The following is a 22,614-nucleotide window of genomic DNA, read 5'->3' on the forward strand; positions in this document are numbered from 1 at the left end:
TGCGCTCGCCCGGTCTCTCGGGGTCCCTCGCCCGGCCGAGGCGTGGACGCCGCCGCGATGACAGTCGGGGTTCCGGCCTCCGCCCGGCATGCACGCCTGTCCCTGGACGAACTCGGTGCTCGTGGCCGGGTGGGCTGGGCGCGGTGCGCCATCGACTCAGTCAACATGCGCGCCCTCAAAAGGGAGGACCTGAGAGGCCCCTATCCTGCCGGCCGAGGCATAAAGACACGAAGGTCTATTGGATCACCGATCGGACCGGTCTGCCCCTGTTCGTGGCGATCCCGGGAACCACCACCCACGACAGTCGGGCCTCCACACCTTGGTCCGCAGGATCCCTCCGGTCCGCTCTCGCCGCAGACTGAGGAGGCGCAGGCCTGCCAAGTTGCACGTTGACAAGGGCTACGACTACGACCGCCTGCGCCGAGGGCTCCGCGCACGTGGGATCGTCCACCGCTTGGCCCGCAAAGGTGTGGAGTCCTTGAAGCGGTTGGGGCGGCACCGACGGCAGATTGAGCACACCATGGGCCTGACTGTTCGGATGCCGCCGCCTACATCGCCGCTATTAGCCGATCACTCCCCGGCCTTCGTCGGCATCGCCTGTACACGGATCTGTTACCGCAGACTCACCAAATGGGATGAGTTCCAAGTCTGTGCTCGGTGCTGAGCCTCAGGGGACCGACTTTGAAGTAGCCACGGTTCACTCCACGATCCAGTCGCCGTTGGCGTCGACCATGTAGCCGTCCACCTCGCTGGTGGCGACCGAGACATCACCGTTCCGCATCACGGTGAGCCCGGCCTTAGCGAAGGTGTCGATCCCGCTCTCTGTCTCGACAGGGAAGCGGAAGTTGGATATCGCGTCCTCATCGGTTGAAGACTTCGCACAATCACGCACGAGTGTCACGGTATCGAATTCGTCCGAGAAATACGCCCCTGCTTCGGGTTTGGTTTCATCGAATTCGTCCATCGAGAACGATTCCCCGACTCCGAGTCGCGAGGAAAGGTTCTCCCAGGCGGGCTTTTCCGCTGATTCTGAGACCTGCTCGGCGTAGACCTCCTCGATCCCCTTGGTCATCTCCTGCTCAGCCTCGGCGAAGGTTGACGGGGGCTCCACATCGGACGGCTTGCCCCAGTCCGCCAGCCACCCCGTGTACCACTCCCAGATGTCGTGGATTGCTACGTCTTCAACGGAGTCAAAACCAATTTCTATGACATATTCATCGACACTCAAATCTCCGAAAGAGTCATTATGCAAAACATCGATCTCGTACTGAAGATCTTCCCGGATCTTCTCCGTGAGATCCTCTTCCAGGCTTTCATATTCCTCTAGGTCGAGATGTCTCACCAGAAGGTCAAGCTGTTCTCGCACCTCTGCTTCCGCGTCCGCCTCAGAGTAAGCGGGTGCCGTCAGTGATTCGACTGCGCCGTCGGTGTAGGACACCTCAAGGTCGATGGCGCAGTACTGTGCGCCGTCAAGCTCCCGAGAGCTCGCGATGATGGAGTTGACCAGCAGTCCCTCGGCGTCGGCTCCGGCGGCTTCGCGAAGGTCATCGGGAATCTGGATCTCCACCGCGGTAGTTGGTTCCGCGTCACTGCTCTGAGTGAAGTCATACACGCTGTCCGGTCCGGAACCGCACCCGGTCAGGGCAAGTCCCGCGACAGAGAAAAAGCCTACGGAGTCAAGGATTCTCTTATTGATCTTCATGTGGGGTTCGCGCTTGGGCGCGTTTTCCTTCCGTACTGGCTCGGGGGTTTCGAGGAAAGGGAAAAGGTGGCGTGGGTCATTCTGTAGAATCTGCTGCTTGAGTTCCCTGCTTCATGAGAGATGAAGGAGGTTTCTCATTACTTGTGCCTGTGTAGCACAGTATCCGCCTTCGCCCGTCGTTTATATCACAGCGTGTATGGCGTCACTCGCGAAGGGGTAGCTCTCGAGCTCGAACTCACCTTGCATTCTCGTGCGGACGCTGAGCGGAGTGATCAGAACCCCAGGCTGAACAGGATTGATCGTTTTCTGCCCTGGAGGTGCAGTGCACAGCTCCGTGCCGGCCTGACGGAACCATCCCTGGCAGAAAGAATCCCCTGGTAGAGGAGTCAACGAGCAAGAAGATCCAGCACCAGAGGTTCCACATGCTGTTCCAGTGTGCCGCCCTGCCGTTGTCACGACGCACCTTGAACCTGGTTGCCCGCACCATTCGAGCCCGCCGGGGCCAGGACCGTGTCTCGGTGACGGCGGCTCAAACCAGCCTTTCAGATCCTGCTCCTGCCGTTCCATACCCGATGCGGGGCGCGGTGCTCGAACAGGACGCCGCTGACCACGGTGTGTGTATGCGGCCGGTGAGTATCCGTCGAAGAGCGTACGGCGCCCCGGCGCCCTGTCTGCCCTGCTGCACCACCAGGGCAGATGGGGCTCGGCCTCTTGGCCCTGGCACACCCGTACGGGGTTGATGAGTGTGTCCGCTGTCGTCGCATTCGTGGCTTCACGACGAAAGCACCGGGCTTTCGATGATGTCGAGGATTTTGCGGCGAAGTGCGCAGGAGTCAGCAGGAGACCGCTCGTGGAAAGCGCTCTTCTCAGGCGGAGCGCGACTGTACAAGACCGTACCTAAAGAAAAATTAATGCCACCGGAATGTTTTGGGATCTCCCATCGGGTAGGCCAAGGACTGCCTGTACGTGTTAGTGTCAGACAGGGGATTGGCAATGCCGCGCACTTGAGGCATTTGGGGGAAGGTCTCGTGCGCAGCTCACCCCTTGAGGGAATGCGGCCGCCGTGTCATCGTGGTCTTCGGGGAAAGAACTCTGGCACGGCGGCCCACCTTGTAAGTGTCGGTTGGGGTGCTATGCGACCCTATGTTCTGGGCTTTCTTTATAACAGCAAGAAATTTCCCCGACGGGGTTTAAATACGTCTTTCGGGGGAGGTTGGTATTCGCTGGCGCCTCCGGCCCCCGAAGGTCGGAGGGGAAAACGCCAGCGGGGCGGCCCGGGAGGTCCGCCGGAGTTCCCCGGGCAGGCTGGCCGTACGGCCCGACTTCGTCGCCGAGGGCCGCGGAAGCGGTGGTTTCGGTGCCAGGTGCGGGGCGCCGGCATCTGTCCCGGGCCGCCGCGAGAACACGCAACGCAGAGTACCGGGGGGTTCTCTCGTGACAAGCGCAACGGACAACTCATCCCATGAAGCAGTCGGCATGGAACTCGGCGTGTTCCCCCAGTCGCGCACGCCAGCCCTGGAACTGGAGGAGGGCTCGGCCGAAGAGCTCCTGCACACGCTCAGAGGTCTCGAACCGACCGACCCCGGGGCCGTCGAGCTCAGGGAGCGCCTGGTCGCGCTCTACCGCCCCCTGGTGGCGAAGATCGCCCGTCGCTACTGCGGTCGCGGTGAACCGTTCGACGACCTCAACCAGATCGCCATGCTCGGGCTGCTCAAAGCCATTGACGGCTACGACCCCGCTTACGGCAGGCCCTTCATCTCCTATCTGATGCCCACCCTGACCGGTGAGATCAAACGCCACTTCCGCGACCACACCTGGGCCGTGCGGGTGCCCCGGCGTCACCAGGAGAACCGGGCCCGGCTCAAACGCACCGTTGCCGAGCTCCAGCACCAGCTCAGTCGATCCCCCAGCACCGGCGAGATCTCTCAGGCCATGGGGCTGCCGGAAGAGGAGGTGCTGGAGATCTCCCAGGCCTCCCAGGCCTACAGCGCTCTTTCGCTGGACTACCCCGACCCCTCCCTGGACGGGGCGGAGGAGAGCTCCTCATTGGAGGACCGTCTGGGCACAGAGGACCAGGCCCTGGCGCGGGTGGTCGAGCGAGAATCGCTCAAACCGGCCCTGGCCCGCCTGAAACCCCGTGAACGCACCATCCTCATGCTGCGCTTCTTCAGGGACCGCACGCAGACCCAGATCGCCCGGCAGATGGGGTACTCCCAGATGCATGTGTCCCGCCTGCTCTCCAGCACCCTCAAGAAACTGCGCTCCGAGGTGGGCGCGGAAGCGCTCTCCCATGCCTGACTCCGTATCGGATCCTCCGCACGGGACGCGTTCGTGGAGGTGAAGAAATTCTCGCGCGCCTCCATCTGGGGCGGTCCCCGCGGGGTCCTGCTCGCTTCATGTCTGGTTCGGTTACCGCACCTGAAACCGGAGCGGTGTGCGGCCCCGACGTTGAAGTGCTTTGGTCAAAGGTCGTAACAGGCCACGTCGAATGACGCGGTAAAGCCGCACGCAGGGCTTTCGCGGGTGCAGGACGACCGTGGCACAAGAGGGTCGGCCCCTCCCGCAAAGTGCCGTGGGAGGGGCCGACCGGTGAAGCTGTGGAGTTGGTGCTCAGGCGTTCATCGCCCGCTGGAGCGCAGGTTCCCGAAGGTTCCGCGTACGGAGTTCCTCCAGCCCGCGGTCCGTGTGAGGGCTCGTCCCTTGAACATCTCGAAGCGGCCCCGGTTCCGCAGTCGGTTGTTGCCGGTCGCTCTCCCGGCCATCTCCTTGATCTTGCCCGTGGCCTGGGTCGCTCTGCCCTTGAGTTTCTCCGACTGGCGCATGAGCCCTCCTCCTGATGCGGATCGGTGGCGTCGTTGCCTGTCTCCATGAACCCCTGCCACATCTCAGGACTTTTATTCGGGATCTCCGAAATTCGTTCAGGATGGTGTAGGGCAGACCCGGTCTGCGGTCCGCATTCGATGGTGAGTGGCATCCACGGACATGTTCACCGCTCTTCGGCGGGACGAAGCCGGGGTCCGGCGCCGTGCAGACCGTCGCCCGGTGCAACCGCCGCCGCATGGACGGACGGCTCGCCGGCGGTCTGTGCGGATCAGGGGTCGGTCCAGGCGGTCGCGCTGTGCTGACCGGTGGCCGCGCCGTGGTGTTCGCCCTCGTGGTTGCCGAGGCCGTCGGGGCGGGTACGGGTTGGTGCACTCTGAACGCGAAAACGGCCCCTGGTGAGCGAAGGATCTTCGCGGACCAGGGGCCGTTCTGCTGGTGGAGCGGATGACGGGAATCGAACCCGCGTTATCAGCTTGGGAAGCTGAAGTTCTACCATTGAACTACATCCGCGCTGCTGGGCCGGGGCTCCCGGCCAACGCTGGCTATCCTAGCCCAACTCCGGGCCCCATGGGCAAGTCGGCACTGTGCCCGGGGGTGTGCTCGGGCGCCGCTGGGCTGTTCCCGCAGGCGGTAGGTTCGGAACGTGCTGCTCTCCGATCGCGATCTCAGGTCAGAAATCGACTCCGGACGGGTCCGGATCGATCCCTTCGACCCCTCCCTCATCCAGCCGTCGAGTATCGATGTCCGACTCGACCGCTTCTTCCGGGTCTTCGAGAACCACAAGTACCCGCACATCGACCCGTCGGTGGAACAGCCGGATCTGACCCGGCTGGTCGAGACCGACGGCGACGAGGCGTTCGTACTGCACCCGGGTGAGTTCGTCCTGGCGTCCACCTACGAGGTGGTGGCCCTGCCGGACGACATCGCGAGCCGGCTCGAGGGCAAGAGCTCCCTGGGCCGTCTGGGGTTGCTCACGCACTCCACCGCGGGGTTCATCGACCCCGGTTTCTCCGGTCACGTCACCCTGGAGCTCTCAAACGTGGCGACCCTGCCGATCAAGCTCTATCCGGGGATGAAGATCGGCCAGCTGTGCATGTTCCGGCTCACCTCGCCGGCTGAACGCCCCTACGGCTCCGCCGCCCGCGGGTCCCGTTACCAGGGGCAGCGCGGGCCGACCCCCTCCCGGTCGCACCAGAACTTCTCGCGGACCCGGGTCGTGGAGGAGGGGCCCTGACGCAGGGGTCCCTCTGGTGGCCCAACCGGGGCTTACGGTACGGTCATGCTTTGACACGTTCTGTCGTATGGCGTGCCTGTCATGTAATTGTGATCCTCATCGCCCTAAAATTGCCGGTGGTATAGATCACATCTGGGCGCTTCGGGGTGTCGGCATCCCGTGCCATAGGTCGGCAGACGGTTTTTATGGCGGTTAAACATGTTATCTGGTAGTGACATACCGCCTGAACTGTGCGTACACATCTGGGTAAGGTGGCGCCCCGACGTGAACCAGGTAGCGGTTTCGCCCGCTTAGGGTGCGCACGGGGGGGCTCTGCGCAAACCGGCTACCTGCGGAAACCGCGGGCCGGATCGGGGGTTTGAGCCCCACTGCGCCTCGCGGCCGGGACAGCCCCATAGAGGAGACCGTGCCAGTAGTACGCGCAGACCACCTGTACAAGGTGTTCGGAAGACAGTCGAAGGCAGCCGTCGAACGGCTCTCCGACGGCAGCCACCGTGACACCATCGCCGACCTCGACGTGACCGCTGCCGTCATCGATGTGTCCTTCGAGGTCCAACCGGGCGAGATCTTCGTCGTCATGGGCCTGTCGGGGTCGGGCAAGTCAACCCTGATCCGCATGCTCAACGGTCTCCTGGAGCCCACCGCGGGCACCGTGGAGGTCGACGGCGTCAACATCACCGCACTGAGCAGGAAGCACCTCCTGAACCTGCGGGGCGAGAAGATCAGCATGGTCTTCCAGCACTTCGCCCTGCTTCCGCACCGCACGGTTCTGGAGAACGCGGCCTACGGCCTGGAACTGCGCGGGATGCCCCGCGCCGAACGCCAGGCGAAGGCCAAGGAGACCCTCGGGCTCGTGGGTCTGGACGGCTGGGAGGACAAGCTCCCCCAGCAGCTCTCCGGCGGCATGCAGCAGCGTGTGGGCCTGGCCCGCGCCCTGGCCGCCGACACCGACATCATCCTCATGGACGAGGCCTTCAGCGCGCTCGACCCGCTGATCCGGCGGGACATGCAGACGCAGCTCCTGGAACTCCAGGCCTCCCTGGGCAAGACGATCATCTTCATCACGCACGACCTCAACGAGGCCATGCGCCTCGGCGACCGGATCTGCGTGCTCCGTGACGGCCGCGTCGCCCAGATCGGTGCGGCCGCCGAGATCCTGAGCGAGCCGGCCAACGAGTACGTCGAGCGCTTCGTCGAGGACGTCGACCGCTCCCGCGTGCTCACCGCCTCGGCCGTGATCGACGCCGGCACCGCCACCGACACCAGTGCCCCCCAGGTCAGCCCGGACACCCTGGTGGCCGACCTGTACCCGACCGTCTCCACCACGGACCGCCTCCGGGTGGTCTCGGACGAGGGCGAGGTGCTCGGCATGGTGACCCGCGAGTCCGTGCTGGCCTCCCTCACCACCGAGGAGAAGGGGGAGGAGAACAAGTGACACCCGTCGACTTCCCGCCGAACATCCCGGTCGGTGACGGCTTCGAGGCGCTCAACACCTGGCTCAAGTCCACCTTCGGCCTGTTCTTCGAACTGACCGGTGACTTCATCCGCTGGGCCGTCGCGGTCCTGTCCGGGTTCTTCGTCGACCCCGGGGCCGGGCAGCTGGCGTTCATCGCCGCCGTGATCATCGCGGTCCCGCTGGTGCGCACGCGCCGCACGCCCCTACTGGGGATCGTCGTCGGCGTCTCGCTGCTGTACGTCCTCCAGGCGCTGTTCGGTCTCGTGACCGTCGTCATCAACAGCGTTCCGGTGCTCTTCCTGTGGGCGATGAACCTGTTCGACACCAACGTCGAACCGTACTTCGTCATCTCCCTGGTGTTCCTGATCGCGGTCACCGCACTGGGACTCGTGGAGAGCCGGAGCCGGGTCCGCGCCGCCGTCGTGGCCGGGGGCTGGCTGGTCCTGGTGCTGCTCGGCTGGCTGGTCCTGCCGATGCTGGTCACCGCGCCGATGTCGCTGGTCATGATCCTGCTGCTCAGCCTGCTCGCCCTCACGGTGGCGGGCTGGCGCATGGGCCTGTTCGCGCTGATCGCGCTGACCCTCGTGGCCTCGGTGGACCAGTGGTTCAACGCCATGGACACGCTGGGCCTGGTCCTGGTAGCCAGCCTCATCGCCGTGGTCATCGCGATCCCGATCGGCATCCTGGCCGCCTACAGCGACCTGGTCAGCAAGATCATCAAGCCGGTCCTGGACCTGATGCAGACCCTCCCGGCGTTCGTCTACCTGATCCCCGCGATCTTCTTCTTCTCCATCGGTTCGGTGCCCGGTGTGGTCGCGACCATCGTGTTCGCGATGCCGCCCGGTGTGCGCCTCACCGAGCTCGGCATCCGCGGGATCGACAAGGAGCTCGTCGAGGCGGGCGAGGCCTTCGGTGCTCCGCGGAGCAAGATCCTCACCGGCATCCAGCTCCCCCTGGCCCTGCCGACGATCATGGCCGGCGTCAACCAGGTCATCATGCTGGGCCTGTCGATGGTCGTCATCGCGGGCATGGTCGGCGCCGGCGGCCTGGGCAGCCAGGTCTACCAGGGCATCACCCGCAACGACGGCGCGCTCGGTTTCGAGGCGGGCATCGCCGTGGTCATCCTGGCGATCTTCCTGGACCGCCTCACCGCCGCCGTAACCAAGAACAGCCCGCAGGCCCGCGTCGACGGTTCGTCCTGACGCAGGCCGGTTCACAGAAGCACTAGGGAAGGACATCCCACGATGTACAGCCGTAAGCGAATGACAGGTCTGGCCGCGGCCGGTATGAGCGGCATCCTCCTGCTGACCGCCTGCGGAGGCGGCGGCGAGGACCTGACCGGTGGCTCCGACGAGGGCACCGAGGACGCCAAGGACGTCAACATCGCGCTGATCGCCTGGGAGGAGGCCATCGCCACCACCGCCATGTGGCAGGTCATCCTGGAGGAGAAGGGCTACAACGTCACCGTCACCGACGTCGACGTGGCCCCGATGTACCAGGGCGCCGCCAACGGCGACGTGGACCTGTTCCTGGACACCTGGCTCCCCACCACCCACGCGGACTACTGGGAGGACTACGGGGACCAGCTGGAGGACCTCGGCACCTGGTACGACAACGCCAAGCTGACCATCACCGTCCCCGAGTACATGGAGGACGTCAACAGCATCGCCGACCTCCAGGACCACGCGGACGAGCTGGACAACCGGATCGTGGGGATCGACCCGGGCGCCGGTCTTACCCGGGTCACCAAGGAAGAGGCCATGCCGGCCTACGGCCTTGAGGGCGACTGGGAGCTGATGGAGTCCTCCACCGCCGCGATGCTCGCCGAGCTGGACTCCGCGATCGCCGACGAGGAGCCCATCGTCGTGACGCTGTGGCGTCCGCACCCGGCCTACGCCCAGTACGACCTGAAGGACCTCGAGGACCCCGAGGGCGCGATGGGCGAGGCCGAGGAGATCCACGCGGTCGGCCGCGAGGGCTTCGGTGAGGACTACCCCGACCTGAGCGGTTGGATCGAGGGCTGGACCATGACCGACGAGGAGCTCGCCTCCCTGGAGGTCCTCACGGTCGGTGAGGACGTCGAGGACGAGCAGGCGGGTGCCCGCGAGTGGCTCGCCGACAACCCCGAGTTCCTGGAGCGCACCCTGGGCGAGGACGCCGAGGGTCTGGACTTCTAGGACTCCCTCGTGTCGCCCCGGTCACAGGGCGTACAAAACGCCCGGATCATCGGGTAGAAATACGAAGTCGGCCGCCTCCACCACGTGTGGGGGCGGCCGTCGTCTGGGCGAAGTTCCGGAGCCGGTACCGATGGTCCCCCCTCACGCGGACCGGCCCCGCGCAAGCACGTATTGAGGGAAGACGATTTCATGATGGACAGCCACAGGCGCGGGACGGCTCTGGCCGCCGCCGGTATGAGCGGTGCACTCCTGCTGACCTCCTGTGCCGGGGAGAGCGGGAACCTGATCGGTGGCTCTGACGGTGGCGGGGACGCCAGGGAGATCAACATCGCGTTGATCGGCTGGGAGGAGGCCGTCGCGGTCACCCACATGTGGGAGGTCATCCTTCAGGAGAAGGGCTACGACGTCACGGTCACCGAGGTCGACGTCGCCCCGGCCTTCCAGGGGGTGGCCGACGGCGACCTCGACCTGTACCTGGACATGTGGCTTCCGGTCACCCACCACGAGTACATGCAGGAGCACCGGGACCGGATCGAGAGCCTGGGCTCCTGGTACGACAACGCGGTCCTGACCCTCACGGTCCCCGAGTACATGGAGGACGTGCGCTCGATCGACGGCCTCCCGAAGTACGCCGACGACCTGGACGGCACCATCGTCGGGATCGAACCGGACGCCGGTCTGACCCAGGTCACCCGGGACCAGGCCATGCCCGGGTACCGCCTGGAGGAGGACTTCGAGCTGGAGACGTCGTCGGGCGCGGAGATGATGGCCGAGCTGGACGAGGCCGTCCTGGCTCAGGAGCCGGTCGTCGTGACGCTGTGGCGTCCGCACCCGGCCTACGCCCAGTACGACCTGAAGGACCTGGACGACCCCCAGGGGGCGATGGGCGGTACCGAGGGCCTGCACTCGATTGGGCGTGCGGGCTTCGCCGAGGACTACCCCGAGCTGACCGACTGGATCCGGAACTGGTCCATGAACGACGACGAGCTCGCCTCCCTGGAGACCCTCACGGTCGGCCCCGGGGTCACCGACCCGGCGGAGGGCGCCCGGCAGTGGCTCGCCGAGAACCCCCTGTTCCTGGAGCGCACCCTGCAGGAGGATGCCGGGGACCTCGAGTTCTGAGCGTCCGGCCCGCTCCCGCGGGATGTCCGGGAGCACACGCGGCGGGGGCCGCCCCCAACCGGGAGGCGGCCCCCGCCGCGTGTGCGGGACGCTTAGGTTCAGGGGGCGTAGTAGCCGCCCTGGGCGCCGCCGATGCCCTGGTTCGCCTGGTTCGGCTTCTCGCGTTTGGGCAGCACGTAGGCGGCCAGCAGTCCGCCGAGGAAGCCGAACAGGTGCGCCTGCCAGGAGACGCCGGGGTGTTGGGGCAGGACCCCCCAGATCATCGTTCCGTAGAAGATGACCACGCAGATCATGATGACAATGTCGATGGTCTTGCGTTCGATGATGCCGCGCAGGACCGTGTAGCCGAAGTAGCCGAAGACCAGGCCGCTGGCCCCCACGGTGACGGTGTTGTCGGCGGTGAACAGCCACACGCCCACGCCGCTGACCAGGGCCACGATCAGGGTGGTGAGCAGGAAGCGGCCCAGGCCGCTGAAGGCCACGAGGGAGCCCAGCACCAGGAACGGCAGTGAGTTGCCGATCAGGTGGGCGAAGTTGCCGTGCATGAACGGTGCGGTCAGCACGGCCCAGGGTGCGTCGGCCTCTCCGGACCTGATGCCGAACTGGCGGTCGAGACGGCCCCCGAGAGGGGTGTCGAGGATCTCGAGGACCCACATGGCCGCGAGCATCCCCGCTACGGTCAGGATGGCGGTGATTCTGGACTGCTTCACCCCATCGAGACTAGATCAAACTGTCTTGGGGTGGTATGTCCGTGGGGCGCGTGTGGGCGATTGGTCCGATGTGTTCACAGTTGGGGCTGAGTCGACGGGCAGGGGTACGCAGACGCTCGGGGTTTCGGGGCGGTGCGGCGGCCCCCGGGGCCGAAGGAACGCGGGTTCAGCCGGAGGGGCCCGGGCTCAGGAGGCCAGGGAGCGCTTGCGGGGCGGAATCCCGGCCATGGCCATGAACGACTCCACCTTGGCGGGGTTGGTCATCCCGGTCAGCGGCAGGTGGGTGCGCGAGGTCCGGCGGCTCTTCAGCGAGGGGAAGCGCTTGGGGCGCCCCGCGCGGTCGCACAGTCCCAGGGAGCGGATGCGTCCGGGGAGCACGTGGTAGGAGCCGATCTCGTTGAAGGGGATCCGCACGACGTAGTCCCCGCGCTCGTACCGGAACTCCTCGTCGGAGACCTCCAGGACCGGCGCCTTGATCAGGTGGCCGTGTACCGCGCTGACGGCGCCGAGCAGGGCGAGGACGACACCGAGCACGATGTTCGCCCAGTGCCCGGGATCGAGGGCCACGACCCCGGCCCCCAGGGCCACGAGAGCGTAACCGCCCGACAGTTCCACGTACTTGCGGCCTACGGGGCAGACCAGGCGGACCGGTTCGGACACGGCGGATGCCTCTCTCGCTGGGCGGGGCGTTGGGGGTGACGGAGGGCGTCACAGCGAACCCTATCCGCTCCACGGGTGCGAGGGTCTCCGTTTCGGTCAGCTCGTGTGTGGGGTTCAGGACATGCCCTGCTCGGATTCCTGCCTTCTGTCGCTTTTTATGTTCAATGACAGGATCGTCCCATGAAAGGACATTGGCATTGTCAGTCGAGTCCAGTGGGATAGAAGTCCTCTTTTGTTACATGAGTGTTGCCTGATGCTCCGTTTGTAAGGTTTTGTCTGTTTCTCTCTCGGTAGTCGCACGCTTCGGGGTGGTAGTTAAACGTCGTTTACCTTTACGTGGCGCTGGATGGCGGCTCGTTTAATCCGCAATGCTTTTCTTCCTTGTCCGAATCCCGGCGGGTTGCCGTCCCCGGTGGTTGCCCGTCTGACCTGCGTTGATGGCAGGTTTCCCCGTTGTTTCGGGCGTATGGGGAGTTCGTGCCGCCGCGGTCCGGGCATGGGCGCGAACCGGTTGCGGATGGGTCACGAATCCGGCATTGGGGCTATACAGACATTTCGCTTAATGGTCTTCTAAGCGACTAATCGCCTAGTTTTTGCGGGTTGTGCCCGACTGGTGCCAACCCCGTGGCCTGTTCGTATGAATGATCAAGGGTGTGACTATGTACAAGCGTCGAAAGACGTTGGCGCTCGCCGCCGCCGCGACGTCAGCGGTCATGGTGGTCAGCGGCTGTTCCGGTGGAGGGGACGACGGCGGGGGCGACGGCTCCAAGGAGGCCACCTGGGTGATCAACAGCCTTCCCGGGGCCTGGCAGTCCGTCAGTCTGGCGGGCGGCAGCGTCTACACCATCCAGATGCTCTCCGGCACCATTCCCTACACCGGGCAGTGGCAGCCGGACGCGACGTACGAGTACGACATGGACGTGCTCGCCGAGGAGCCCGCCCTCATCAACGACGACGTGGACGAGGGCCCGGTCTCGTGGTCCATCACCCTCGCCGACGACGCCGTGTGGAGTGACGGCGAGCCGATGACCGGCGAGGACCTGCGGGTCACCTGGATGCTCTCCACCAGTCCCGACGAGGGCTACTGCACCGACTGCGACCCCCGTGACTCCAGCAGCTACGACAAGGTCGACACCATCGAGGTCGACGGCAAGACCGCGACCATCACGCTGAAGGAGGGCGAGGGCAACCCGGAGTGGATGGGGCTGTTCGACGCCCACAGCATCGCCGGCGGCTTCCTGCCCGCGCACCTGGCCGCCGAGCAGGACCTGGACGTCGACGACCCGGACGACCTGGGCGAGTACTACGACTGGCTGCACGCCGAGCGCCCCGATTGGTCCGGCGGCCCGTACGTGATCGTGGACGGCGACCTGGAGAACGAGGTCGTCAAGGAGCCGAACCCTAACTGGTTCGGTGAGACCGAGCCCGCGCTCGACAAGATCACGATGATGTACAACACCGACGAGGGCACCTACGTCAACGCCTTCGTCAACAACGAGCTCGACGGCGCCAACCCCGCTCAGTACAGCGAGGACGTCATCACCCAGCTCCAGGACGTCGGGAACGCCGAGCTGAGCATCGGCGAGGGGTCGACCTGGGAGCACCTCGACTTCAACATGGAGAACGAGCAGCTCCAGGACGTCGAGTTGCGCCGCGCCATCTTCACCGCGATCGACCGCGACGACATCGCCAACCGCAACTTCGGCGCCGGCTACCCGGACTACGAGCTGAAGAACAACCACGTCTTCGGCAACGACAGCTCCTACTTCGTCGACCACTTCGAGGGCGAGTCCCAGGGCACCGGTGACCTGGACGAGGCCAGGAGCATTCTGGAGGACGCCGGTTACGAGGGGTACGAGTCCGGCGGGACCCTCACCCTCGACGGCGAGGAGATCGGCCCGCTCCGTCTGGGAAGCACCGACACCGCCATCCGCAACAACTCGCTCCAGCTGATCCAGGCACAGCTCGCCGAGATCGGCATCACCGGCAACATCGAGATCACCGACAACCTCGGCGGGATGCTCACCGAACTCGAGTTCGACATCGCCCAGTACGGCTGGTCCGGCTCGCCGTACTTCGCCTCCAGTCCGACCACGTACTGGTACTCCGGTGCGGGCAGCAACTACGGCCGCTACGCCAACGACGAGGTCGACGAGCTCGTCCTCGCCGCGGGCAACGCCCCCGACCTGGACACCGCGGCCGACCTCGCCAACCAGGCGATGGAGATCGTGGTCCCGGACGCCTACGTGCTGCCGATCATGGCGGAGCCGAACTACTTCTTCGTCAACTCCGACCGGCTCGCGAACGTCCACGACAACCTGCAGTCCAGCTACCGAGCCACCTACAACATCGGTGAGTGGGACGTCGTCAGTTAGTCCGACGGCTCTCCCAGGTCCGGCCCCGGGACACCCCTCCCGGGGCCGGACCGGTCCTCGTCCACCCCTGAAGGATCACTCCCATGCTCGTTTACACGATGCGGCGGCTCCTGGGCGCGATTCCCGTCCTGCTTCTCGCATCCGTCCTCACCTTCGTGATGATCGACCTCTCAGGCGATCCGTTGGCCGACCTCCGGATGTCCACGCCCCCTCCGACCGAAGAGGTCATCCAGGTCAACGAGGCACGCCTGTACCTGGACCGCTCCATGCCGGAGCGCTACTGGCTGTGGATGACCGGAATCGGCGGCAACGGCGACATCGGTCTGCTCCAAGGAGAGTTCGGTCCCTCCACCCAGGGACCCCAGTACGACATCGGTACGGCCATCGCCGAACGCACGTGGACCACCCTGCGCCTGGTCGGCGCGGCCATGGTCTTCGCGCTCGGCCTCGCCATCATCACCGGTGTGATCAGCGCGCTGCGCCAGTACTCCAAACTCGACTACACCCTCACCTTCGTCGGCTTCCTGGCCCTGGCGATGCCCAGCTTCTGGTTCGCGGGCATCATGCAGGCGGCGGGTGTCAAGTTCAACCAACTGGTCGGCGGGCAGGTCTTCGCGACCATCGGTGACGGGCGCTTCCGCGCTCAAGGGGCGCCGATGTGGGACCAGTTCCTCAACGCCTTCGCCCACATGGCCCTGCCGACGATCGTGCTCATGCTGATCAGCTTCGCCTCCTGGAGCCGCTACCAGCGCACCTCCATGCTCGAGGTGATGAACAGCGACTACGTGCGTCTGGCGAGAGCCAAGGGCCTGCGCAACCACACGGTCATCCGGCGCCACGCCCTGCGCACCGCCCTGATCCCGCTGACCACGGTGGTCGCCATCGGCGTCGCCGGGGTCATCGACGGCGCCATCCTCACCGAGGCGGTCTTCCAGTGGCGCGGTCTCGGTGACTTCTTCATCACCGCGGTGAACAACAACGACTCCTACGCCCTGATGGGCTGGCTGTTGCTCAGCGGGGTGATGGTGATTCTGGCCAACATCATCGCCGACCTGCTGTACGCCGTGCTGGACCCGAGGATTCGCTATGAGTGAGAACGGCATGTCCGGAAGCGCCCGCCGTGATCCGGCGAAGAAGGCGAAGAGCCGCGTCGACCGGACCCAGCTCCAGACCATCCTGATCCGGTTCAGCCGGCACCGCCCCGCGATGATCAGCCTGGTGCTCCTGACGTTCATCGTCCTGTTCGCGTTCCTCGGCCCCCTCTTCTGGACCTGGGACCACACGGTCTACCGTGAGATCCCCAGCAACCAGCCGCCGGACAGCGTCCACCCCCTGGGCACCTCGGCGGCCGGGCACGACGTCCTCGGCCAGCTCATGCGCGGAGCCCAGCAGACGCTGAAGGTGGCTTTCACCGTCTCGCTGCTGTCCACCGTCGTCGGCTCCCTGTGGGGCGCCACATCCGGCTACTACGGCGGCCGGGTCGACGCGTTGATGATGCGGGTCGTCGACATCTTCCTGATCGTCCCGCTGCTCGTCGCCGCCGCGGCGATCGCGGGCAACAGCGGGGCCGGGGCCTCCTGGTCCGCGATCGCGCTGATCATCGCGATCTTCTCGTGGGCCGCCATCGCCCGAGTGGTACGCGGTGTGGTGCTCTCTCTGCGGGAGCAGGAGTTCGTGGAAGCCGCCCGAGCCTCGGGCGCCTCCGCGTCATGGATCATCCTCCGGCACCTGCTGCCCAACGCGGCCGGGCCGATCATCGTCGCCGCCACCCTCCTGGTGGCGGTGGCCATCCTCGCCGAGGCCGGCATGTCCTTCCTCGGGTTGGGCATCCAGCTGCCGGACATCTCGCTCGGCCAGATGATCGGCAGTGCGCGCACGGCGGTGTCCACGCGTCCATGGCTGTTCTATCCGCCGGGTGTGATGCTGGTGTTGATCTGTCTGATGATCAACTTCATCGGTGACGGCCTCCGGGACGCCCTCGACCCACGACAGACCGGGGTGCGGCGATGACGACTGAGTACATGAACGAAGAACACACCGCTGAGGCGGGCACCGATGACGTCGTGCTCGAGGTCAGCGGACTGAGCGTCACCTTTCCCTCCGAGGACGGACCGCTGCCCGCGGTCCGACAGGTCTCCTACCGGCTGCGCCGGGGCGAGGCCCTGGGCATCGTGGGGGAGTCGGGGTCCGGCAAGTCCGTGACCTCGATGGCGATCATGGGCCTGCTGCCCCGGAAGGCGAGGGTGGAGGGCTCGGCCAGGTTGCTGGGCCAGGAGATCCTCGGGCTCTCCGACAAGAAGATCAGCGAGGTTCGCGGGCAGAAGATCGCCATGATCTTCCAGGACCCGCTGACCTCGCTCAATCCCGTGTACACGATCGGATACCAGATCGCCGAGGCGGTGCTCGCCCACCGCAGGGTGAGCAAGAAGGCCGCCATGGGCCGGGCGCTGGAACTGTTGGAGGTCGTGGGCATCCCATCGCCTGAGCAGCGGCTCAGGCAGTACCCGCACGAGCTGTCCGGCGGTATGCGCCAGCGCGTGGTGATCGCCATCGCGATGGCCAACGACCCGGACGTGATCATCGCCGACGAACCCACCACGGCTCTCGACGTGACCGTCCAGGCACAGGTGCTGGACGCGCTCCAACGGGCCCGCAAGGAGACCGGGGCCGCCCTGGTGCTCATCACCCACGACCTCGGCGTGGTAGCCGGGCAGGTCGACCGTGTGGGTGTGATGTACGCGGGACGCATCGTCGAGATGGGTTCGGTGGAGGAGGTCTTCTACCGGCCGCGCATGCCCTACGCGCTGGGCCTGCTCGGTTCGCTGCCGCGCCTGGACGGCGGCCGGGACGACCGGCTCACCCCCATCCTCGGTGCGCCGCCGTCCCTGCGGGACCTGCCAGAAGGCTGCGGGTTCGCTCCGCGCTGCCCGATGGCCAGGGACCTCTGCCACCAGGAGGAGCCGCGGCTGCTCCTGGTGGAGGGCGCCGACCGGGAGGAGCCGGAGGGCGGCACCCTCGCCCACACCACGGCCTGCCATTTCAACGACGAGTTGGTGGGGGTCGAGGCGGCCGACCTGTTCGGGTCCGCAGTCGCGGACGACGAGGGCGGGGGATCCGTCTCCCAGAGCGAACCGGCCGAGTCCCCGGACTCCGGTACAAGTGAGGAGCACCCGGAGGGATCGGGCGCTGAGTCGGACCGGGAGGCCCTCGGCACGGCCGAACCGGAGGTCCTGCTCACCGCCACCGATCTGGTCAAGCACTTTCCGGTCCGCTCCAAGGGACTGCTGCGGCGCAGGATCGGCGAGGTGCAGGCGGTCTCCGGGATCTCCCTGGAGCTCAGGGAGCACGAGACCCTCGCGCTCGTGGGAGAGTCGGGCTGCGGTAAGTCCACCACCGCGCGGTTGCTGTTGAACCTGATCAGGCTCACCTCTGGTGAGGTCAGCTACATGGGCCATCCGTTGCACGGAATGTCCGACCGGTGGATGCGGCCGCTGCGCCGGGACCTGCAGTTGGTGTTCCAGGACCCGTTCGCCTCCCTGGACCCGCGCATGACGGTCGCGGACATCATCGCCGAACCGATGCGCATCCACGGCACCGGGCACCAGGACGCCCGGAGGCGGGTCGGGGAACTCCTGGAACTGGTCGGGCTCGACCCGGAGCACGGCTCGCGCTACCCGCACGAGTTCTCGGGCGGTCAGCGCCAGCGGATCGGCGTGGCCAGGGCCCTGTCGCTCAAACCCAAGGTGCTGATCCTGGACGAACCGGTGTCGGCCCTGGACGTGTCCATCCAGGCGGGTGTGATCAACCTGCTGGAGGACCTCCAGGACGAGCTCGGCCTGTCGTACCTGTTCGTCTCGCACGACCTGTCGGTGGTCAGGCACATCGCCGATCGGGTGGCCGTGATGTACCTCGGGAAGATCGTGGAGACGGCCACGACGGAGCAGTTGTTCCGGGCACCCGCGCACCCGTACACGCAGGCGCTGATCTCGGCGATTCCGCTGCCGGACCCGGTCAAGGAGCGGACCCGGGAGCGGATCACCGTCACCGGTGACATCCCCAGTCCGGCCGACCCGCCGTCGGGCTGCCGGTTCCGGACCCGCTGCCCGAAGTTCGCCGACGGGCTTTCGGACGCCGAGCGTGTCCTGTGCGTGGAACAGCCGCCGGAGCTGCTGGACCGGGGCGCGGGGCACGAGGACGCCTGCCACTACTCGCAGGTGGTCGAGCTCTTCTGAGTCCGGGAACGGGGCGGGCCGGGGTTCTCCCGGCCCGCCCCTTCACGTGCGCTCGGCCGGGGCCGTGCGCGAACCACCGGTCACGGTATGGCGCCGCGAGGGCACCTTCGGTTATTTTCGCCTGGCGTGCTCCCGATCGGCTGACCCCGGAGGAGATTGCCCATGACCCCCACGGCCCCCCGCGGACAGCAGTCGCGGCGCAGACCTGGACGGCGGGCCGCAGCGGCCCTCGTCACCGCCCCGTTGGTCTGGCTCGCCCCGGTCGCCGCCGAGCCCGCCGCGGCCGCCCCGGTGACCCCCGCCGACATCCACCAGGACGACAGCTACCAGGCCGGTGCCGACCAGGCCGAGCGCGCCGACGGGCTGCGCGCGGACATCGACGCGATCCTGACGGACCCGATGCTGGAGGGTGCGACCTCCGGGGTGGTGGTGACCGACTCCGGCACCGGGGAGGTGCTCTACTCGGAGGAGGCCGACACCCGGCTGCTGCCCGCCTCCAACATGAAGCCCTTCACGACGGCCGCCGCGCTCCGAGTCTTGGGGGCCGACCACACCTTCGGTACCGAGGCCGTGGTGGAGCGCCGCCCGGGCCGGGGCGACGTCGACGAGCTCTACCTGGTCGGCGGCGGCGACCCGGCACTCGACGGCGAGGATCTGGATGCCATGGCCGCCGACGTGGCCGCCTCCGGCGTCACCTCGGTCGGAGACCTGTACGCCGACGACTCCTGGTTCGACGACGAGCGGCTCGTGGACGACTGGTGGCCCGAGGACGAGCCCTACGCCTACTCGGCGCAGATCTCGGCTCTCACCGTGGCCCACGGCGACCGCCACGACACCGGGGTGACGGAGGTGACCGTGACCGCGACCGGGAAGGGCGAGCCCGTGAGCGTGGACCCGGGGGCTGCCGCCGGTTACGTCGAGCTCGACAACCGGGCCGTCACCGGTGCGGCCGGGGGAGAGGACACCCTGGTGGTCGACCGTCCGGTGGGCACCAACACCATTGAGGTCACCGGCTCGCTGCCCGCGGACGCCGGTCCGCGGGTGGTGCTGCGCACCGTGGACGAGCCCGCCGGGCTGGCCGGGCACCTGTTCGCGCAGGCGCTGGAGGAACACGGCGTGACCGTCAGCGGCGAGGTCGCGCGGGCCGAGGTGCCGGGCGAGTGGCACCGTCCGAGGGTGGTCGCCGAGCACACGTCCCCGCCCCTGGCCGAGCTCGTGGTCCCGTTGACGAAGTTCAGCAACAACGGCCATGCCGAGATGCTGGTCAAGAGCATCGGCCGGGAGGTCTCCGGGGAGGGGTCGTGGGACGCGGGCCTGGCCGCCCAGGAGGCCGCGCTCCGGGACCTGGGCGTGGACACCTCCGATCTGGTCCTGACCGACGGGTCGGGGCTGTCCCGGGGCAACCGGGTCACCGCCGACACCGTCGTGGACCTGCTCGCCCGCGCCCAGGAGGCCCCCTGGTACGAGGTCTGGCACCACTCGCTGCCGGTGGCCGGAGACAGCGACCCGTTCGTCGGCGGCACCCTGGCCCGGCGGATGGGCGGCACCCCCGCGGCGGGGGTCGTCCAGGCCAAGACCGGCACCATGACCGGGGTGAGCGCCCTCTCGGGTTACGTGCAGGGTCCCGGCGGCGAGCTGTACTTCAGCGTGGTCAACAACGGCCACTCCGGTTACGCGCCCACCCGGGTGCAGGACGCGATCGCGGTCCGGTTGGCCGAGTACCTGGGCAACCGGGTCCCCGAGCAGGTGGCGCTCTCCCGGAGCGGGACTGCGGCGGGCAGCGCTGAGCTGGAGTGTTCCTGGGAGCTGACCTGCTGATCCGGGGCCGGGGAGCCGTCGCACCGTTGAGCCGGTGACCGCCCGCGGAGGCGGTGGTGACGGCGGTGGCGGTCGGGGCTGCGCTCCCACGGGTCCCGGTGTGTTGCGGGACGGTCGCGTGTCCGGGTGCGGGCGTGCAGCCGAAGGTTGTCCACAGGCTGTGGGTGACGACTGTCGCCCACAGCCTGGAGCTGGCACTGTTGTTCCTGTCCTCCCGCGCCCTCCGTCGCCCCTCCGCTCCCCGCCTGCGCGGGGGGGCGGTCCCAGAAGGATGTTCATGGAAACGCTGACCCTCACCTCGGTGTTCGGCATGGTCCTCGGCCAGGTCCTGTCACTGGTCATGCTGATCCTGGTCCTGTTGGGGCTGGGCAAGCTCGCCAGCCGGCTCATGGACGTGCCGTTCAACCTGCCGAGGTTGGCGCTGGCGGCGCTGTTCGGGGCCCCGACGGGGGCGGTGGGCGCGGTCCTGGCCTACTACGGCACCTTCGACGCGCTCAATTCCGCCGGCACGACCGAGATGGACCAACCGGGGTTCATGGCGCTGATGCTCTTCGCCATGGCGGTGGGCGCGATGCTCGCCTTCGTCGCCCTGGAACTGCTCCTGCCTCGGGGCACCCGGTTCCGGCCGGTCGCCGTGGTCCGTGAGGCCAGGGGCTGGTTCGGCCGGTTGGGCCGCTACCGGCGGATCCTGTGGATCCTGGCCCGGCATGGGCTGGGCGGCTACGTCGTCGGCCGCAGGGAAGGGGTGGAGGACACCTCGGCCCAGCGCCGCCTGGCCCGCTCCCTGGTCCGCTCGATGGAGGAGGCCGGGGTGGTTTTCGTGAAGCTCGGACAGGTGCTGGCCACCCGTCGCGACCTGCTGCCGCCGGTGTTCGTGGAGGAGCTGGGACGCCTGCACAGCGAGGTGGCACGGGTCCCCTACGAACGGATTCGCGACTGCGTGGAAGGCGAACTGGGCCGTGAGGCGGGCGAGGTCTTCGCCGAGTTCGACCCCGAGCCCCTGGCCGCCGCCTCCATCGCCCAGGCCCACCTGGCCCGACTGCACGGCGGGGAGGAGGTCGTGGTCAAGGTGCAGCGGCCCGGGATCGCCCCGGTGGTCCGGCGTGACCTCGACATCATCCGCAGGCTGGCCAGACGCTTCGAGGAGCACACCGACTGGGGGCCCGCGATCGGGGTGCTCGAACTGGCGGAGGGGTTTGCCGAGGCGCTGCTGGAGGAGCTGGACTTCGAGGTGGAGGCGGCCAACATCGCCGCCGTCGCCGACGCGGCCAGCGGTTCGCGGGTGCGCATCCCCCAGGTGTACGAGGCCTACACCAGTCGTCGTGTCCTGGTCATGGAACGCCTGTACGGGACCCAGGTGAGCGGGCACGAGCTGTCCGCGGAGGAAGGGGAGCAGGTCGCCCGGACCCTCCTGGACTGCCTGCTCGAACAGGTGCTGTCCAGCGGAATCTTCCACGCCGACCCCCACCCGGGCAACATCCTGCTGCTCGACGGGGGCGGCGTGGGGCTGTTGGACTACGGGTCGGTGGGCCGGCTGGACGCCCACACCCGGGAGGCCCTGCAGATGATGCTGCTGGCCATCGACCGGGGCGACGCGGTCCTGCTCACCGACACCCTGCTCGACGTGGTCGACGACCCGGGGGAGATCGACGCCGAGCGGCTGCGCCGGTCGCTCGGCCAGTTCATGGCGCGCTACCTGCACAGCGGCACCACGGCCAGCATGCGGATGTTCACCGAGCTGCTGATGCTGGTCACCCGGTTCGGGCTGGTCCTGCCCGCCGAGCTGGCGGCGGTCTTCCGGGCGCTGGCCACCCTGGAGGGGACCCTGGTGCACCTCTCGCCCGGGTTCGACACGGTGGCCGAGGCCAAACGGTACGCCGGGGCGCGAATGTCCGAACAGCTGGGCAGCGGCAACCTGAGGGAGATGGCCTCGGCGGAGTTGATCGCTCTGCTGCCCACCCTGCGGCGCCTGCCGCGCAGACTGGACCGGATCACCGACCAACTGCACAAGGGCCGTTTCACCGTGCAGGTCCGGATGTTCGCCCACCCCGAGGACAGAAAGCTCCTGCGCTCGGTGGCACGGCGCGCGGTCATGACCGTGCTGGCGGTGGTCACCGGGTTCATGTCGGTGGGGCTGTTCAACGTCACGGAACGGACCGGGGTGGCCTGGCCCGACCTGCCCACCCACACCCAGGCGCTCAACCTGCTGGCCTGGCTGCTGCTGGCGACCACGGCGATGTTCGTGCTGCGCCTGCTGGTGGACATGGTCCGGGACGGCGGGGACCGCCCGCGTCGGTGACCCGGT

16 protein-coding genes, 1 tRNA gene and 1 pseudogene are annotated in these 22,614 nt (G+C 67.2%); 13 read left to right on the plus strand and 5 right to left on the minus strand.

Annotation, left to right across the window (positions count from 1 at the left end; translation table 11 throughout):
- Window positions 1–81: 81 nt before the first annotated feature.
- Window positions 82–664 (plus strand): annotated as a pseudogene (locus tag ACUKCB_RS23030) (transposase); the annotation flags it as partial.
- A gap of 33 nt (window positions 665–697) precedes the next feature.
- On the opposite strand, the gene ACUKCB_RS23035 reads toward ACUKCB_RS23030, so the two are convergent.
- Complete coding sequence (locus ACUKCB_RS23035) at window positions 698–1,702, minus strand: hypothetical protein (protein ID WP_473037678.1); 1,005 nt, start codon at window positions 1,700–1,702, stop codon at window positions 698–700.
- Between the two features lie 1,476 nt (window positions 1,703–3,178).
- Here ACUKCB_RS23035 and ACUKCB_RS23040 point away from each other — a divergent pair.
- Complete coding sequence (locus ACUKCB_RS23040) at window positions 3,179–4,000, plus strand: RNA polymerase sigma factor SigF (RefSeq protein WP_473037679.1); 822 nt, start codon at window positions 3,179–3,181, stop codon at window positions 3,998–4,000.
- Window positions 4,001–4,320: 320 nt separating this feature from the next.
- On the opposite strand, the gene ACUKCB_RS23045 is transcribed toward ACUKCB_RS23040, so the two are convergent.
- Together ACUKCB_RS23045 and ACUKCB_RS23050 are read right to left on the minus strand one after the other, a co-directional pair.
- Window positions 4,321–4,524: a CsbD family protein gene (locus tag ACUKCB_RS23045; RefSeq protein ID WP_473037680.1), complete on the minus strand. Its 204-nt coding sequence runs from the start codon at window positions 4,522–4,524 to the stop codon at window positions 4,321–4,323.
- A gap of 437 nt (window positions 4,525–4,961) precedes the next feature.
- Window positions 4,962–5,035 (minus strand) — tRNA-Gly (locus ACUKCB_RS23050).
- Between the two features lie 133 nt (window positions 5,036–5,168).
- On the opposite strand from ACUKCB_RS23050, the gene dcd reads away from it, so the two are divergent.
- The 5 genes from dcd (at window position 5,169) to ACUKCB_RS23075 (ending at window position 10,514) form a co-directional block, all read left to right on the plus strand.
- Window positions 5,169–5,759, plus strand: coding sequence for a dCTP deaminase (gene dcd, locus ACUKCB_RS23055; RefSeq protein WP_473037681.1), 591 nt, complete (start codon window positions 5,169–5,171; stop codon window positions 5,757–5,759).
- Between the two features lie 406 nt (window positions 5,760–6,165).
- The gene (locus ACUKCB_RS23060) at window positions 6,166–7,194 is read left to right on the plus strand and encodes a quaternary amine ABC transporter ATP-binding protein (protein ID WP_473037682.1); all 1,029 of its coding nucleotides are present in this window, start codon (window positions 6,166–6,168) and stop codon (window positions 7,192–7,194) included.
- Window positions 7,191–8,417, plus strand: a complete 1,227-nt coding sequence (locus ACUKCB_RS23065) for an ABC transporter permease (RefSeq protein ID WP_473037683.1) — start codon at window positions 7,191–7,193, stop codon at window positions 8,415–8,417. The genes ACUKCB_RS23060 and ACUKCB_RS23065 overlap by 4 nt, the downstream gene beginning before the upstream one ends.
- 42 nt (window positions 8,418–8,459) lie before the next feature.
- Window positions 8,460–9,392 carry a glycine betaine ABC transporter substrate-binding protein gene (locus ACUKCB_RS23070; RefSeq protein ID WP_473037684.1) on the plus strand — a complete coding sequence of 311 codons (933 nt, stop codon included), beginning with the start codon at window positions 8,460–8,462 and terminating at the stop codon, window positions 9,390–9,392.
- A 192-nt stretch (window positions 9,393–9,584) separates the two neighbouring features.
- Window positions 9,585–10,514 carry a glycine betaine ABC transporter substrate-binding protein gene (locus ACUKCB_RS23075; protein ID WP_473037685.1) on the plus strand — a complete coding sequence of 310 codons (930 nt, stop codon included), beginning with the start codon at window positions 9,585–9,587 and terminating at the stop codon, window positions 10,512–10,514.
- Between the two features lie 98 nt (window positions 10,515–10,612).
- Here ACUKCB_RS23075 and ACUKCB_RS23080 read toward each other — a convergent pair whose 3' ends face one another.
- Both ACUKCB_RS23080 and ACUKCB_RS23085 read right to left on the minus strand, forming a co-directional pair.
- Window positions 10,613–11,224: a rhomboid family intramembrane serine protease gene (locus ACUKCB_RS23080; protein WP_473037686.1), complete on the minus strand. Its 612-nt coding sequence runs from the start codon at window positions 11,222–11,224 to the stop codon at window positions 10,613–10,615.
- A 186-nt stretch (window positions 11,225–11,410) separates the two neighbouring features.
- The gene (locus ACUKCB_RS23085) at window positions 11,411–11,884 is read right to left on the minus strand and encodes a hypothetical protein (RefSeq protein ID WP_473037687.1); all 474 of its coding nucleotides are present in this window, start codon (window positions 11,882–11,884) and stop codon (window positions 11,411–11,413) included.
- A gap of 659 nt (window positions 11,885–12,543) precedes the next feature.
- Between ACUKCB_RS23085 and ACUKCB_RS23090 the strand changes: the two genes are divergently transcribed.
- The 6 genes from ACUKCB_RS23090 to ACUKCB_RS23115 all read left to right on the plus strand — a co-directional run bounded on the left by ACUKCB_RS23090 (window position 12,544) and on the right by ACUKCB_RS23115 (window position 22,608).
- Window positions 12,544–14,259: an ABC transporter family substrate-binding protein gene (locus ACUKCB_RS23090; protein ID WP_473037688.1), complete on the plus strand. Its 1,716-nt coding sequence runs from the start codon at window positions 12,544–12,546 to the stop codon at window positions 14,257–14,259.
- An 83-nt stretch (window positions 14,260–14,342) separates the two neighbouring features.
- Window positions 14,343–15,353: an ABC transporter permease gene (locus tag ACUKCB_RS23095; RefSeq protein ID WP_452543463.1), complete on the plus strand. Its 1,011-nt coding sequence runs from the start codon at window positions 14,343–14,345 to the stop codon at window positions 15,351–15,353.
- Window positions 15,346–16,269, plus strand: a complete 924-nt coding sequence (locus ACUKCB_RS23100; RefSeq protein WP_473037689.1) for an ABC transporter permease — start codon at window positions 15,346–15,348, stop codon at window positions 16,267–16,269. The genes ACUKCB_RS23095 and ACUKCB_RS23100 overlap by 8 nt, the downstream gene beginning before the upstream one ends.
- 11 nt (window positions 16,270–16,280) lie before the next feature.
- Window positions 16,281–18,491, plus strand: a complete 2,211-nt coding sequence (locus ACUKCB_RS23105; RefSeq protein ID WP_473037690.1) for an ABC transporter ATP-binding protein — start codon at window positions 16,281–16,283, stop codon at window positions 18,489–18,491.
- 162 nt (window positions 18,492–18,653) lie between these two features.
- On the plus strand, window positions 18,654–20,309 hold the full coding sequence (dacB, locus tag ACUKCB_RS23110; protein ID WP_473037691.1) for a D-alanyl-D-alanine carboxypeptidase/D-alanyl-D-alanine endopeptidase: 1,656 nt from the start codon (window positions 18,654–18,656) through the stop codon (window positions 20,307–20,309).
- A 277-nt stretch (window positions 20,310–20,586) separates the two neighbouring features.
- Window positions 20,587–22,608: an ABC1 kinase family protein gene (locus ACUKCB_RS23115; RefSeq protein ID WP_473037692.1), complete on the plus strand. Its 2,022-nt coding sequence runs from the start codon at window positions 20,587–20,589 to the stop codon at window positions 22,606–22,608.
- Window positions 22,609–22,614 lie beyond the last annotated feature (6 nt).

The sequence above is a fragment of the Nocardiopsis moroccensis genome (assembly GCF_055763695.1).